The organism is Streptomyces sp. NPDC020801, assembly GCF_044334385.1.
In the GTDB taxonomy this organism is placed as follows: Bacteria; Actinomycetota; Actinomycetes; order Streptomycetales; family Streptomycetaceae; genus Streptomyces.
The window spans coordinates 628,531-641,660 of sequence record NZ_JBIRST010000001.1; the positions used below are offsets into that span (position 1 = coordinate 628,531).

14 protein-coding genes are annotated in these 13,130 nt (G+C 73.0%); 11 read left to right on the plus strand and 3 right to left on the minus strand.

Going from position 1 to position 13,130, the window contains the following annotated elements; translation table 11 throughout:
- Positions 1-10: 10 nt before the first annotated feature.
- The 3 genes from ACH4UM_RS03000 to ACH4UM_RS03010 are packed head-to-tail and all read left to right on the plus strand — an operon-like array spanning position 11 to position 3,394.
- Positions 11-730, plus strand: a complete 720-nt coding sequence (locus ACH4UM_RS03000) for a hypothetical protein (protein WP_398172860.1) — start codon at positions 11-13, stop codon at positions 728-730.
- Complete coding sequence (locus ACH4UM_RS03005) at positions 727-1,887, plus strand: hypothetical protein (RefSeq protein WP_398172862.1); 1,161 nt, start codon at positions 727-729, stop codon at positions 1,885-1,887. The genes ACH4UM_RS03000 and ACH4UM_RS03005 overlap by 4 nt, the downstream gene beginning before the upstream one ends.
- A gap of 43 nt (positions 1,888-1,930) precedes the next feature.
- Entirely contained in the window at positions 1,931-3,394 is a 1,464-nt protein-coding gene (locus ACH4UM_RS03010) for a DHA2 family efflux MFS transporter permease subunit (protein ID WP_398172864.1), read from the plus strand.
- 45 nt (positions 3,395-3,439) lie between these two features.
- Here the strand turns inward: ACH4UM_RS03010 and ACH4UM_RS03015 are convergent, their stop codons facing one another.
- Positions 3,440-4,489 (minus strand): LuxR C-terminal-related transcriptional regulator, encoded by a 1,050-nt coding sequence (locus tag ACH4UM_RS03015; RefSeq protein ID WP_398172866.1) that lies wholly within the window; start codon positions 4,487-4,489, stop codon positions 3,440-3,442.
- 403 nt (positions 4,490-4,892) lie between these two features.
- On the opposite strand from ACH4UM_RS03015, the gene ACH4UM_RS03020 reads away from it, so the two are divergent.
- From ACH4UM_RS03020 to ACH4UM_RS03030, 3 genes are all read left to right on the plus strand, one after another.
- Positions 4,893-5,192 carry a hypothetical protein gene (locus ACH4UM_RS03020; RefSeq protein ID WP_398172868.1) on the plus strand — a complete coding sequence of 100 codons (300 nt, stop codon included), beginning with the start codon at positions 4,893-4,895 and terminating at the stop codon, positions 5,190-5,192.
- 181 nt (positions 5,193-5,373) lie between these two features.
- Entirely contained in the window at positions 5,374-5,553 is a 180-nt protein-coding gene (locus ACH4UM_RS03025; RefSeq protein ID WP_398172870.1) for a hypothetical protein, read from the plus strand.
- Between the two features lie 51 nt (positions 5,554-5,604).
- Positions 5,605-7,509, plus strand: coding sequence for an AfsR/SARP family transcriptional regulator (locus ACH4UM_RS03030; RefSeq protein WP_398172872.1), 1,905 nt, complete (start codon positions 5,605-5,607; stop codon positions 7,507-7,509).
- A 48-nt stretch (positions 7,510-7,557) separates the two neighbouring features.
- Here the strand turns inward: ACH4UM_RS03030 and ACH4UM_RS03035 are convergent, their stop codons facing one another.
- The gene (locus tag ACH4UM_RS03035) at positions 7,558-8,544 is read right to left on the minus strand and encodes an SMP-30/gluconolactonase/LRE family protein (protein WP_398172874.1); all 987 of its coding nucleotides are present in this window, start codon (positions 8,542-8,544) and stop codon (positions 7,558-7,560) included.
- Between the two features lie 126 nt (positions 8,545-8,670).
- Here ACH4UM_RS03035 and ACH4UM_RS03040 point away from each other — a divergent pair, with 126 nt between their 5' ends.
- Complete coding sequence (locus ACH4UM_RS03040) at positions 8,671-9,111, plus strand: MarR family winged helix-turn-helix transcriptional regulator (RefSeq protein ID WP_398172876.1); 441 nt, start codon at positions 8,671-8,673, stop codon at positions 9,109-9,111.
- 55 nt (positions 9,112-9,166) lie between these two features.
- On the opposite strand, the gene ACH4UM_RS03045 is transcribed toward ACH4UM_RS03040, so the two are convergent.
- Positions 9,167-10,273: a pyridoxal-phosphate dependent enzyme gene (locus ACH4UM_RS03045; protein ID WP_398172878.1), complete on the minus strand. Its 1,107-nt coding sequence runs from the start codon at positions 10,271-10,273 to the stop codon at positions 9,167-9,169.
- Between the two features lie 258 nt (positions 10,274-10,531).
- Between ACH4UM_RS03045 and ACH4UM_RS03050 the strand changes: the two genes are divergently transcribed.
- From ACH4UM_RS03050 to ACH4UM_RS03065, 4 genes are all read left to right on the plus strand, one after another.
- Positions 10,532-11,284 (plus strand): GntR family transcriptional regulator, encoded by a 753-nt coding sequence (locus ACH4UM_RS03050; protein ID WP_398172880.1) that lies wholly within the window; start codon positions 10,532-10,534, stop codon positions 11,282-11,284.
- Positions 11,285-11,663: 379 nt separating this feature from the next.
- Positions 11,664-11,861 carry an SPOR domain-containing protein gene (locus tag ACH4UM_RS03055; RefSeq protein ID WP_398172882.1) on the plus strand — a complete coding sequence of 66 codons (198 nt, stop codon included), beginning with the start codon at positions 11,664-11,666 and terminating at the stop codon, positions 11,859-11,861.
- Between the two features lie 41 nt (positions 11,862-11,902).
- Positions 11,903-12,367, plus strand: coding sequence for a (deoxy)nucleoside triphosphate pyrophosphohydrolase (locus ACH4UM_RS03060; protein WP_398172884.1), 465 nt, complete (start codon positions 11,903-11,905; stop codon positions 12,365-12,367).
- Positions 12,368-12,657: 290 nt separating this feature from the next.
- Positions 12,658-13,086 carry an ATP-binding protein gene (locus ACH4UM_RS03065; RefSeq protein ID WP_398172886.1) on the plus strand — a complete coding sequence of 143 codons (429 nt, stop codon included), beginning with the start codon at positions 12,658-12,660 and terminating at the stop codon, positions 13,084-13,086.
- The last annotated feature ends 44 nt before the right edge of the window (positions 13,087-13,130 follow it).

Below are 13,130 nucleotides of genomic sequence, written 5' to 3' on the forward strand. Positions count from 1 at the left end.
GGGCAGCCTGATGGGGCTCCCTGCGGACTCCGGTGCGGCGATCCGGGGCCGTCCGGTGATCGAGGGCGAGGCCGTCCGGGCCGGAGGGGGGTCCGGGGGCGTGGCCCCCGGGGACCCGTGCCCCCACCGGCCCGCGGTGATCGACTGCCTGGTCACCCACCACCCTCATCTGCCCCGCGACCGCATGGGCCACCGCATGAGCCGCTCGGGCCGGTCCCTGATCGTCGAGGCCGTACGGGCCGTGCACGGCCTCGACGTCACCGCCCGGGACCTGGTCCGGGACGTGCACAAGCGGTGGAGCGTCCCGGCGTACGGCCTGACCGTGTCCGTGGCCCACTGCGACGCCTACAGCGCCGTCGCGCTGTCGGCCGGGGCGCGCGTCGGTGTGGACCTCCAGGACGAGCGGGACCGTCCTTACGCCATGCGGTGGCTCGGCGAGCTGCTCGGCCGGACGGAACCGGCCACCATCGGGGACTTCGCCGAGTGCGAGGCGCTCATCAAGGCCTCGCACGTGACCAAGGAGACCTTCGCCGGAGTCCGGCTGCCGGCCTGGCAGCCGGGCTGGCGGGCCACCAACGTCCCGCCCTACCGGGTCCGTTCGGCCCACCTCGGCCGGAACATGCACCTCGCCCTCGTCGCCGACCGGTCCGCCCCCGTCCGCTGGTGGTGGCGGGCCGGCCGCGCCGCGCGGGCCACCCGTACCGACGCCCTGACCCTGGAGGCGGCATGACAGCGACAGCGACCGAGGTGCGGCGGCCGTACACCCGCCGTATCTCGCAGATCGAGCGCGGCTATCTGAACGCGGCGGCGACCGGCACCCCGCAGCTGATCCAGATGGTCGTCGAGGGAGCGGGCCGGATCGGCCCCGGGGCCCTGCGGGAGGCCGTACGGACGGCCACCCTCGCCAACCCGGGCCTGGCGGTGCGCCGGCGGGCCGCGGCCTGGCGCGCCGACGGCCCCCTCCCGCCGGTCGTCGAACTGCCGGACGGCACCGGCTTCGAGGCGCCCTTCTTCCAGCGGGACCTGGACGTCGTGACCGGACCGGTCTGCGAGGTCGGGCTCGTGAACGGTCCGGTGACCCGGCTGGTGGTGCGGGCCAGTCACATCGTGACCGACGGCCGGGGGCTGAGGCAGTGGATCGCCGACGTGTTCCGGGCGCTGCGCGGCGAGGAGCCGCTCGGCGCGGACGCGGTGGTCGACGACGCCCACTTCCGCAGGGCGGCGGGCACGGTGCCCCCCGCCGAACCGCCGGCCCGGCTTCCGGGCCTGCCCGCGATCCTCGGCGACGGGCCCGCCGACGGCACCCCGCTGTGGCTCCGGCGCCGGGTGCCGGCCTGCCCGTCCGCGGTCACCGCCCGCGTGGCCGCCGCCCTGTCCGGGCACCTGGCCGGTGACACCGGCCGCCTGATCGTCCCGGTGGACCTGCGCCGCCACGACCCCACAGTGCGCTCCACCGCCAACCTGACCTCCCAGCTGGTGCTCGACCTGAGCCGGGACGACGACTGGAAGGCGCTGCACGGCCGGATCGTGCGCGCCCTGCTGCGCAAGCGCGAAGTGGCCGCCCTCAGCCGGGACTTCCTGCGCCAGAACCCCTTCGCCAACACCCTGCGCGAGGCCCGGGAACTGGACGGCACCCGCTTCCCCTGTACGGCGATCATCACCGACCACGGCCGGATCGACACCGGCGAACTGCGCACCGAGGGCTTCACGCCCACCGCGTTCGCCACGCTGCCGATGCTGGTGCCCTATGCCGAGATGTTCCTGAGTGCCTGTCGGATCGGCGCCGAAACCGAGCTGACCCTCTCCTGCCGGAACCGCCCCGGCGCCCGCGAGGCGGGCGAGACGGTCCTCGACGACATCGAGCGCGCGCTCGCCTCGGCGGACTGAACCGCCCTTCCCAACCCGTCGACTTCCACAAGGATGCGCCCACATGTCGCTGACCGACCACCAGACCGGCGAGGAGGCTCGTCCCGAGCCGTCGCCCCCCGCCACCGCCAAGCCCTCCGGCCCCACCGCCGTGACGATCGCCGTGGCCGTCACGGGCGGCTTCCTCGCGCTGCTCGACACCACCATCGTCAACGTGTCCCTGCACGAGACCACCGCCCGGTTCGGCGCCATCGACCGGGTGCAGTGGGTGGTGACCACGTATCTGATCGCGCTGTCCGCGCTGATGCCGGCCACCGGCTGGCTCGCCACCCGGTTCGGCGTCAAACGTGTCTTCGCCGGTGCGGCCACGCTGTTCGCCCTGGGCTCGGCGGCCTGCGCGGTCAGCCAGAGCCTCCCGGAGCTCATCGCGGCCCGAGGGGTGTCGGGGGCGGCGGCCGGTGTGCTCACGCCCGTGTCCACGATCCTGCTCACCAGCGGCGTACCGCGTGAACAGCTGGGCCGGGTACAGGCGTTGAACGGCAGTGTGATGCTGATCAGCCCGCTGCTCGGCCCGACGATCGGAGGCCTCCTGGTGCAGGCCGGGGGCTGGTCCGCGGTGTACGCGGTCAACGTCCCGCTGTGCGCATCCCTGCTGGCCGTCACCCTGCGCTTCGTGCACGGTGACGCCCCGGCCGGCAAGGAGGCCAAGCCGCTGGACGTGGTCGGGCTGGTGTCCTCGGCCGTGTGCACGGTGAGCACCGTCCTGGCCATCCACGCCTTCTCCGGCGCCGGACTGCACGCGCGGGCGTCCCTGCTGGTGCCGCTGGCGCTCGCGGTGGCGAGCGGCGCGGTGTTCGTGGTGCGCCAGCTGCGGGCCCGTTTCCCGCTGCTGGACCTGCGGCTGTTCGCCCACCGCGTCTACCGTACGGCGGCGGTGAACATCTTCTGCCTGGGCTTCGTGCTCTACTCGCCGATGATGCTCATCCCGCTGTACTTCGAGTCCGCGCGCGGCGAGAGCGCGGTGACCACCGGTCTGCTGATGTCCACGGGCGGGATCGGCGTGGTCACCGCCGCCTGGCTGTGCCGGGTCCTGATGAAGCGGCTGGGCGGTGGCGGCACCGTCGTCGTCGGCATCTCGCTCACCATGGTCGCCACCGTGCCGCTGACCCGGCTGTCGGCCGACACCCCGTACGCGCTGCTGTGCGCGAGCCTCGCGGTGCGCGGCCTGGGTACGGGACTGACCATCGTGCCGGCGATGACCAGGGCGTTCCAGTCGATCCGGGCGCAGTCCATCCCGGACGCCTCCTCCCAGCTCAATCTGATCCAGCGGATCGGCGGCGCCGTCGCCCTCGCCGCGGTGACGGTGGTGCTGGACGCGGCGGCGCGACAGCGCCACGGACTGGTGCCGGGCGCCTTCGCCCACTCCTTCGGCTGGCTCCTCGGTGTCTACGCGGTCACGCTGCTCCCCGCCCTGGCGCTGCTCGCGGCGGACCGCCGCGAAGCCCGCCAGGAGGCGGAGCAGGCGTAACACGGCGAGGGCGGGGGAGGGCCCATGGTGCGCGGACGCCCGCGGTCACCGGGAGGAGGGGAGCCAGCCGTCCTGGACGGCGTGCACTCCTGCCTCGAAGCGGCTGCGGGCGTCCAGGCGTTCCATCAGGTTGGCGGCGATGCGGCGGGCGGTGCGCGGCGAGACACCGAGCCGCTTGGCGATGGCCTCGTCGGTGTAGCCCTGGGCGAGCATCTTCAGCACCGCCCGCTCCTGCGGCGGCATGTCCTTCGCCCCGCACTTGGGTGTGCTGCCCAGGGGGATCGCGGTGTGCCACACGCTCTCGAACAGCGCGCACAGCGCCGCCACCGTCCCGGCGCCGCGCAGCACCACCCCGCCGGCCCGGGCGTCGGAGGTGTCGATGGGCAGCACCGCCTGGCTCCGATCGAAAATGATCATCCGGATCGGCAGGTCGGGCACCGTGCGGACCTGCCCGCCGTGCTGGTGCAGCCAGCTGACGTGGTCCAGCGTGGGCGCGTGGTTGCGCACGCTGTCGAGGTAGACGGTCCGCATCCGCACGCCGCGGCCGAGCAGGTCGGCGTTGGGCCCACGGCTGGCCGCGAGGTCCTCCGCCGAGTGCGCGCCGCCGGGCGCGAAGGTGGTGACCTCGGTCTGGGCGGACCTGGCCAGCTCGGCCAGCCGCTCCCGGATCGCGTCCGGACCGAGCAGCTGTTCGGCTGCGTGGTCGAGGGCACGCGGGCGCAGCGCCGAGCACTCGGCGATCAGCTGGGCGGCCGCCGCGCGGGAGGCCTCCACCCGCATCTGCTGGGCGGCCAGCTCCGCCTGCTGGCGGGCGAGCAGCACCTCCATCGCGGTCTCCGGGCCGACCGCCCGGAAGCCGATCCCGTCTCTGCCCGGTCCGCCGTCCCTGCCCGCTCCCTCCTCGCCTCTTCCTCCTGCCCGTCTTCCGGAGGGCTGGATCAGCGCCAGCTCGCTGAGCCGGTCCAGCCCTCTTCGAACCTGTTCCTCCGTCAGGCCCAGCCGGGCGGCCAGTGCCGCCACGCCGTCCTGGGGATTGGTCAGCATCCCCCGGTAGATGGCTTCGGCAACGGCATCGAGTCCCAGAACGTCCAACATGATGCGATCCCCCTGGCCAGGATCAAACTCACTGAGTTCGAAACTTAGTGCCCCGAAGCTTACTGATGTTGAACTCAATGGAACCGCCCGGATGACGTCGAGGCCGGTTCCGGCCAAACTGACGAACATTCAGCCCGTCGGGGACGGGGACTGCCGCTCGGAGGGGGGTGGCGAGGCGTATGCGGTTCGTCCGGGGATCTGCGGGCCGGACACCGACCGGACGGTCGTTGCCTGTTGAATTTTCCGGCCGGACCCGCCCCGTCCGGGCGGCCGGCACGCCCCTTCGCATCCGCGTCAATTTATGGGGTCCGCACCGGCCCGGCGAGTGACGGTTCAGGCCATGGCACAAACCGTCCAACCCGAGCTGCTCCCATGTGCAAATCCCACGCCCAAGAATTGGGGTATGTATCTCATCCACGTGCGCCTGAAGGGCCCCGACGGCACGGCCGAGCGACCCGACCTGGCCGCGATCATCACGTCGTACGCGGAAAGGGCGGAAGGCCTGGAGCACGTCACCGTCCATCCGAGCCCTTCCGGGGACGTCACGCTGGGCCTTTTCCTGCTCGCCGACAGCCTCGCCACGGCAGAGGAGAGATCCGCGCGACTGGTGCGGCGGGCCGTCGCCGGCCATCCGCGGCTGTGTGGCTTCCGCGTCCTTCAGGCCGAGACGGTCCTGGTGCCCGGCCCCTGGTGGGACGCCTGAGCCCAGCCGTCGCCGCAGGTCGCGGTGGACGTCTTAGGACAGTGCATGTTCCGTCCAGCCGTTTGCCGTTCCCCCCGGCCCGATGGCCGAGCAGGGTGGAGGCATCGGCGGAAAGGAAAGCGGCCGCCGAACACCCGGGTGATTCCCCCGGGTATCCCCTCGTCGTCGAAGGAGAAATTCCGTGCTGGCTACCCGCGTCTGCAAAATCGTCGCCGCCGCCCTTCTCGCCGCCGGTGGAATGACGCTCTCGGTGACCGTCGCGGATCATGTCGCGCACCTTCCCGGAGTTGCCGAGGCCGGGCAGGACGCGGGTACCACCACTGCCGTCGTGACCCCCGACGACGTCACCTGGGGAAAGTGATGGACCCGCGCAGCCGGCGCTGAACCGCCACGCACCTCGGGGACGGAAGAAATGGAATTCCTGGTCCTGGGTTCTCTGGAGACCCGCGAGTCGGGTCAGCTGATCCGCGTCCGGGGCATGCGCCAGCAGAAACTCCTGGCGTTGCTGCTCCTGAACGCCAACCGGGTGGTCCCGGTGGACGTGCTGGTGGACGAGTTGTGGGAGGACCCGCCGCCGTCGGCGCGTCCCCAGGTCCACAACGCCATCCGCGACCTGCGCCGCATCCTGTCGGGGGCGGACGGGACCAGCCTGGTCACCATGGACGTCGGATACCGGCTCATGGTCCCCGACGACGCCGTCGACGCCCGCCGCTTCGTCAAACGGGTCCGCGGCGCCGGAGCGGCCGAGCGGGAGGGCCGGTGGGCCGACGCCATCGGCATCCTGCAGTCGGCGGTTGACCTCTGGCGTGGCGACGCCTTCGCCGGCATCCACTGCCCCTCCGTGACCTCCGCCGCGGTCAAGCTCAACGAGCAGCGGCTGACCGCCCTGGAGGACCTCATGGCGCTGCGCCTGCGGACCGGTGAAGCCGCCTCCGTGGTGGGGGAGTTGCACGCGCTGCTCGCCGAGTACCCGCTACGGGACTCCCTGCGCGGCAGCCTGATGCTCGCCCTGTTCCGCAGCGGCCGGCAGGCCGACGCCCTCGCGGTCTACGAAGAGGGCCGGCGGTTCCTGGCGGAGGAGCTCGGCCTGGAACCGAGCCGGCACCTGCGGACCCTGCACGCGGAGATCCTCGCCGACGCCCCGACGGCTCGCGGCCCGGCCCCGGCCGACCTCGCCGCGCGCCGCGCGCGAGCCCGCCGGGAGGACGATCCCGTACGCACCTGCCCGGCGCCCCCGGACGGCAACCGCCGCAACTATCTGCCCCACGACCTCACCGACTTCACCGGCCGCACCGCCGAACTCGGCTCCCTGCTGGACGCGGCCGGCCAGGCGCCCGGCACGTCCCCGCTGATGATCGCGATCGACGGCATGGGCGGGGTCGGCAAGACGACCCTCGCCGTGCGCGTCGCCCATCGCGTCGCGGCCCACTACCCGGACGGCCAGTACTTCATCGGCCTGCACGGCTACAGCGCCGACCGCCCACCGGTGCCGCCCCAGCAGGCGCTGGCCAGCCTGCTCCAGGCGAGCGGTGTTCCCCCGGAGGCGGTTCCGGCCAGCCTGGAGGAGCGCAGCGCGCTGTGGCGGTCGCGGCTGGCGGGCGAGCGCTGCCTGGTCGTCCTCGACGACGCGGCGGACACCGCGCAGGTCGCCCCGCTGCTGCCCGGCAGCGGCGGCGCGCTGGTGCTGGTGACCAGCCGCCGCAAGCTCACCGCGCTGGACGGCGCGGTGCCGCTGTGGCTGGACGTGCTGCCGTCCGCGGACGCCGTCTCGCTGTTCACCCGCATCGTGGGGGAGCAGCGCGCCGCCCGCGAGCCCGCGCAGACGGTCAGGGCGGTCGAACTGTGCGGTCATCTGCCGCTGGCCATCCGGATCGCCGCGACCCGGCTGCGCGGCCGGCCCGCGTGGGCGATCGCGGACCTCGTCGACCGCCTGGCCGGCGGCCCGCAGCGGGCCGGCTGCCTGCGGACCGCCGACCGCGACCTGATGTCCATGCTCCGGACGTCCTACCGGTACCTGAGCCCGTCCCAGCGCCGGTTCAGCCGTCTCATCAGCCTTCACCCGTCCCCGTCCTACGACCTCGACCACGCGGCCGCCGTCACCGGGCTGCCGGCCGGTGACGTGGAACGCCACTTCGACACCCTCGTCGAGAACAACCTCATCCGCGAGGACACCCCTTCCCGCTTCTCCTTCCACAGCCTGATCCGGGACTGCACCCGCGAGTTGCTGCCGGAGGAGCCGGACACCGGGGCCGCGGCCGCGGGGCCCGTTCCGGCGCCTGTTCAGGCCGCCCGGACGCAGCTCCCGGCCACGGCGTAGGGCCGCCCGGACCGCCGCCCGGTCCGGCGCCGGTCCCGCCGCGCTCCGTCAGATCCCGCTCACCCGCGCCACCGTGAAGGGCGCCCGGGGGGTTCCCGGACCCATCGGCCCGCCCTTGTCGAACTGGGAGCGGACGACCAGCAGGCGGCCGTGACGGCGGGCGAGCGTGGTCGGGATCTGCAGCGCGGAGTCTGTGACCCGCCGCTCCAGGCGGGCCGCGGTGGCGTCCCCCGTCAGGCGCCAGCGGCTGATGGTGTTGACGGCGTTGTGCGCGGCCCACAGCGTGCCGTGGGACAGTTCCAGGCCGTCGCCGTGCTTCAGATCGCCCCCGTGCAGCGCCACTTGGCGGACCCTGCCGCTTTCGGGGCCGATCCGGTACAGCCCGCCGCCGGTCATGTCGACGGCGAGCAGATGGCGGCCCGCCGGGTCGGCGACGATGCCGTTGAGGGTGAGCGCCTCTGACGTCCTGGCGTCGCGTACCCGGCTCAGGTCGTGGCTCACCCGCAGCGAGCCGGACCCGTTGCGGGCGCGCGCCAGGTCCGCCGGCGTGACCGCGTAGACGACCGCGCGGGTGCTGTCGGTGAGGTAGGCGGTGCCGTCGGGGGCGATCGCAAGGTCGTTGACGAAGCGCGGCCCGTCCCCGGGCACCCGGAACCGGGCGAGGAGCGCGCGGTCGCGCATGCCGTAGACGTCGACGCCGGCGGTCGAGTCGATGACCCAGAGCCGCCCGGCCCGGTCGGCCTTCAGTCCGTTGGCGGTCTGCCGGCCGTCGGCACCCGCCGGGAGGAACACCTCGGCGCTACGGCGGCCCGCCGCGGCCCGGTAGACGGCGCCGGTGGTGTACGAGCCGACGTACGCGTCGCCGGTGCGCGGGTCGAGGGCGATGCCCTCGGGGTAGGCGCGGTCGCCCGGGAGGGTGAACGCGGTACTGACACGGGATGCCGTGGCCGCCTGCGCGGTGGCGCCGGCCGTCGCGGTGACGGTCAGGGCCGCGGTCGTGGCGAGGAAGGTACGGCGGTGGATCGAACGGGACACTGCGGTGCCTCTCGGTTCGGCTGCTCGCGGTTACGAACACGAATCTAAATTAGAGTTCTAATCTTCGTCAATATATTAACTTCGACGTGAGGTCTCATTGATGAGCGTGCCCGCTACCATGCGTGAATGACATCCATGCCCGCGTCCGAGCGCCTCGGCGCCCACCTCAAGCGGGCCGAACAGGCCCTCAACGCGACGAAGCACGCGGTGCTGAAGCCTGCGGGTGTGACCGTCGCGCAGTACGCGGCGCTGCTCCATCTCTCCGGGAACCCGGGCATCTCGGCCGCCGCTCTGGCACGGCTGTGCGGGGTGACGCCGCCGACCATGAACACGGTCCTGAAGAACCTTCAGGACCGTGCCCTGATCGAGCGCACCCCGCACGAGTGGCACCGCAACGTCCTGGAGACCCGTCTCACGGAGGAGGGCCGCGTCGCGCTGGCCGACGCCGACGCGCGTGCCGTAAGGGTGGAGCGGGCCCTCGCCGCGGAGTTCACCGCCGAGGAGCGCGAAACGCTGATCGCCCTGCTGGGCCGCTGTGTGTCCCTGCTGGAGAAGGAACGCCCCTGACCGCGCCGGGGGGCGGGCGGCGGACGGCGGCCGGACCGGGGTCTCCCGGTCACGGCTACGGGCGCGCGATGCCCGACTTCAGCCCCGCCCCGCACAGCGGCACCACCGCCGACCTGCCGCCGAGCGCGCCCTCGCGGACCGCCGCCCAGCAGGCCACGCCCGTGGCCTCGACGTAGAGGCCGCGGGAGGCCAGGTCCAGCTGGGCGTGGCGGATCTGGTCCTCCGTCACGGTCAGGAAGGTGCCGCCCGAGTCCCGTACCGCGCGCAGGATCTGGCGGGCCCGGGGCGGGCGGGGGATGGCGATGCCCTCGGCGTACGTGGGCGCCACGGGGGTCGTCCCGACGAGCTCCTCCGCGCCCTCCGCCCAGGCGTGCGCCAGCGGGGCGACCGCGGCCGCCTGCACCGCCCACAGCGCCGGGCGCCGGTCCAGCAGCCCGGCCCCGTACAACTCGGCGATGGCCAGCGCCGCACCCAGCAGCAGCGTGCCGTTGCCCACCGGCAGTACGAGGACCTCGGGAAGGCGTCCGCCGAGGTCCTCCCACAGCTCGTGGACGTAGGTCTTGGTGCCGTGCAGGAAGTACGGGTTGTAGACGTGCGAGGCGTAGAAGGTGCCCTCCTCGTCCGCCGCCGCCCGGGCCGCGGTGCCCGCCGCCTCGCGGCCGCCGTCTACCACCTCCACCCGTGCCCCGTGCGCCTCGATCTGCTCCAGCTTCTTCGGCGAGGTGCCGAGGGGGACGTAGACCGTGCAGGGCAGGCGGGCACGGGCGCAGTACGCGGCGACGGCCGTGCCCGCGTTGCCGCTGCTGTCCACGACCACCCGGTGCGGCCCGGCGCGCAGCGCCAGTTCGGTCAGCAGCACCGCGCCCCGGTCCTTGAACGACAGCGTGGGCATCAGGAAGTCCAGCTTCGCCGAGACCTCGTCCGTCAGCGTCACGAGCGGGGTGCGGCCCTCGCCCAGGGACACCGAGGGTGACGACAGCGGCAGCGTTTCCGCGTACCGCCACAGCGAGTTCACCCGTCCGGTGAGGGACTTCAGCGATGCCGGGGTCGGCGCGAAGTCGAGGTCGAGGGGGCCGTGGCAGGACGGGCAGCACCAGGCGAGGGAGTTGCTGGGGACACGGGCGCCGTCGATGGGGCAGTAACGGTCCGGCAGAGATGTCATGTCCGCAGGTTAAGGGCGGGCTTCGTGCGGGCCGCGGTATGACGGCCGCGCGGCACGTCTGTCACTCCCCGCCGTCCTCCCGCGCGGGCCGCCGGGCCTCACGAGGGTGTGACGGCCGCCATAGTGGGGAGAAAATGCCTGCGTGAAGCGTTCAGGCTCCCCATGTCATCACATCGAGTGATTCTCTGGCCTTTGCTTGCAAGTACAACCGACGGTTGCCAGTCTGTTGCTGTCTGTACAACCTGATGGGAGCGGCCAGTGACTTTCGGTGAGCAGCCGGCGTACCTGCGCGTCGCGGGTGATCTCCGCAAGAAGATCGTCGACGGTCAGCTGCCCCCGCACACCCGGCTGCCCTCCCAGGCCAGGATCCGCGAGGAGTACGGCGTCTCGGACACGGTCGCCCTCGAAGCCCGCAAGGTGCTGATGGCCGAGGGTCTGGTCGAGGGCCGCTCCGGCTCGGGGACGTATGTGCGTGAGCGCCCCGTCCCGCGCCGGGTCGCCCGCTCCGGGTACCGCCCGGGTGACGGGGCCACGCCCTTCCGCCAGGAGCAGGCGGACGCCGGGGCGCGCGGCACCTGGGAGTCGCGCAGCGCCCAGGCCGAGGCCAGCGGCGCGATCGCCGAACGGCTCGGCATCAAGCCCGGCGACCGCGTGATGTGCACCAAGTACGTCTTCCGGGAGGCCGGCGAGGCGATGATGCTCTCCACCTCCTGGGAGCCGCTCGCCGTCACCGGGCGCACCCCCGTCATGCTGCCCGAGGAGGGACCGCTCGGCGGCATGGGAGTCGTCGAGCGGATGCGCGCCATCGATGTCATCGTCGACAACGTCACCGAGGAGGTCGGCGCCCGCCCCGGCCTCGCCGAGGAACTGCTCGCCCTCGGCGGCGTCCCCGGCCATGTGGTGCTGGTCGTCCAGCGCACCTTCTACGCCTCCGGCCGCCCCGTCGAGACGGCGGACGTGGTGATCCCCGCCGACCGCTACCGGGTGGCGTACCACCTGCCCGTGAAGTAGGCGGAGCAGCGGGGCGCGTGTCACTGCTGGTGTCCTTGTTCACGCCGTAGTGCACGCCCCCGCGGCGGTCGCCTCGCACGCCCGTCCCGGGCGCCGCCCCGCCCGGGGGCCGGAATCCGGCCGTTCTCGCAGGTCGCCTGGTCGGGCGCGATACACCTCTGACCGGACCCACCCACGCCCGCAAACGGCGCGTTCGCGTATCTGCGCCCCCTGTGTACTGGCCGGTTGCATACCTCTTTGTGAAAACCCGTATTCGCTGCGTAAAGGTTAGGCGTAGGGTCGGGCATATGCGGACTGCGGTTTCCTCAGCGGGCGGGGCAAGGCGGAGGCCGGGAGCCGGGCACGGGCGGTCAGGGCCGGGAAGGAGCAGTGGGGCGCGATGAACGACGGCACGATCACTCTTCCCTGGCTCGTCGTCCGGCAGGACGACAACGGCAATCGCTACCGCGTGGGCAGGTACGCCACCCGAGCCGAGGCCCAGAAGATCGCCGACAGCCTCGACAGCCGTGGCCACAAACAGCTCTACTGGGTCGAGCGCATCGGGCAGCACGGCGGCGGGGCGGGCGACGACGGCTGACGCTTCGCCGGTGACCGCCCCGCTCCCGTAGGCTCCGGCGCATGACCGAACGGATCGTGGTGGTGGGTGCCGCCCTGCTCGACGGCGGCCGTCTGCTCGCCGCGCGCCGCAGCGCGCCCCCGGAGTTGGCCGGACGCTGGGAGCTGCCCGGCGGCAAGGTCGAGCCCGGCGAGCTCCCCGAGGCCGCCCTCGTACGCGAGTTGCGCGAGGAACTCGGCGTCGACGCCGAGGCCGTGGAGAGGATTCCGGGCGGCTGGCCCCTGCGGCCGCCCTACGAACTCCAGGTGTGGACCGCCCGGCTGCGCCCCGGCTCCGCCGAGCCCAAACCCCTTCAGGACCACGACGAACTGCGCTGGCTCACCCCCGCCGGGATCTGGGACGTGCCCTGGCTGGACCAGGACGTGCCCGCCGTGCGCGAGACCGTCGCGCGCCTCGGCGGCGGCGAGGAACACGGCGCCGGCCAGGGGCACGGCACCGACCGGGGGCGGGACGCACCGGGCGCGTGAGGGCGTGAGGGCGTGAGAGCCGGTCCCGGACACCGGCGCGCGAGGCGTGCCGCGCGACGCGCGGGTACTGCCGGGTGCCGCACGCCGGATGCCGCACGCCCGGTGCCGCACACCGTGTGGTGACGCGGAGCGCATCAGGTGCCCGGGCGCGAGTCCCACGCGCCTCGTCCGCCGTCAGTGCCACAACGCGCCGTTCGTGGGCAGCACTGGTGCAGTACTGGCTCCCGAAGCGCGGTACTGCCCCCTGGATATCGGGTATGTGCCCATTAACCCCATGAAATCGGACATGGGTGGGCTCGCTGGCCTGGGAAGTGATCGGTGTGATCGACACCGAAGGCGACTGCGCCGAGTGGACCTTTTCCGCGGATCCCGGCGCGGTGCGCACGGCCCGCGCCGCCGTCCGCAGCCAGCTGCGCACTTGGAAACTCGACTCGCTCGGCGACACCGCGGCCCTGTTGGTGAGCGAACTCGTCACCAACTCCCTGCGGCACGCCACCGGTCCCATCGTCGTCCGCCTGGTGCGCCCCGCCGGGCTGCCGGACGTCCTGCTGGTCGAGGTCTCCGATCCGCTCCCGGACCCGCCCCGCGAACGTCCCGCCCGTCCCGACGACGAGAGCGGCCGCGGTCTGCAACTGGTCGCCTCCTCCTCCCGCCGCTGGGGCACGCGGCCGGACGCGGCCGGCAAGACGGTCTGGTTCGAACTGGCGGTACCGGGCTGAGCCGGGCTGTACACGCCCCAAGACGCTGTCGAACGACCGGAACG

Bases quoted from the DNA above. Each gene is read 5' to 3' on its own strand.
- ACH4UM_RS03015 (WP_398172866.1), bottom strand. From the start codon at position 4,489: ATGTTGGACGTTCTGGGACTCGATGCCGTTGCCGAAGCCATCTACCGG.
- ACH4UM_RS03060 (WP_398172884.1), top strand. From the start codon at position 11,903: ATGACCGAACGGATCGTGGTGGTGGGTGCCGCCCTGCTCGACGGCGGC.
- ACH4UM_RS03030 (WP_398172872.1), top strand. From the start codon at position 5,605: ATGGAATTCCTGGTCCTGGGTTCTCTGGAGACCCGCGAGTCGGGTCAG.
- ACH4UM_RS03020 (WP_398172868.1), top strand. From the start codon at position 4,893: ATGTATCTCATCCACGTGCGCCTGAAGGGCCCCGACGGCACGGCCGAG.
- ACH4UM_RS03045 (WP_398172878.1), bottom strand. From the start codon at position 10,273: ATGACATCTCTGCCGGACCGTTACTGCCCCATCGACGGCGCCCGTGTC.
- ACH4UM_RS03040 (WP_398172876.1), top strand. From the start codon at position 8,671: ATGACATCCATGCCCGCGTCCGAGCGCCTCGGCGCCCACCTCAAGCGG.
- ACH4UM_RS03000 (WP_398172860.1), top strand. From the start codon at position 11: ATGGGGCTCCCTGCGGACTCCGGTGCGGCGATCCGGGGCCGTCCGGTG.
- ACH4UM_RS03055 (WP_398172882.1), top strand. From the start codon at position 11,664: ATGAACGACGGCACGATCACTCTTCCCTGGCTCGTCGTCCGGCAGGAC.
- ACH4UM_RS03005 (WP_398172862.1), top strand. From the start codon at position 727: ATGACAGCGACAGCGACCGAGGTGCGGCGGCCGTACACCCGCCGTATC.
- ACH4UM_RS03010 (WP_398172864.1), top strand. From the start codon at position 1,931: ATGTCGCTGACCGACCACCAGACCGGCGAGGAGGCTCGTCCCGAGCCG.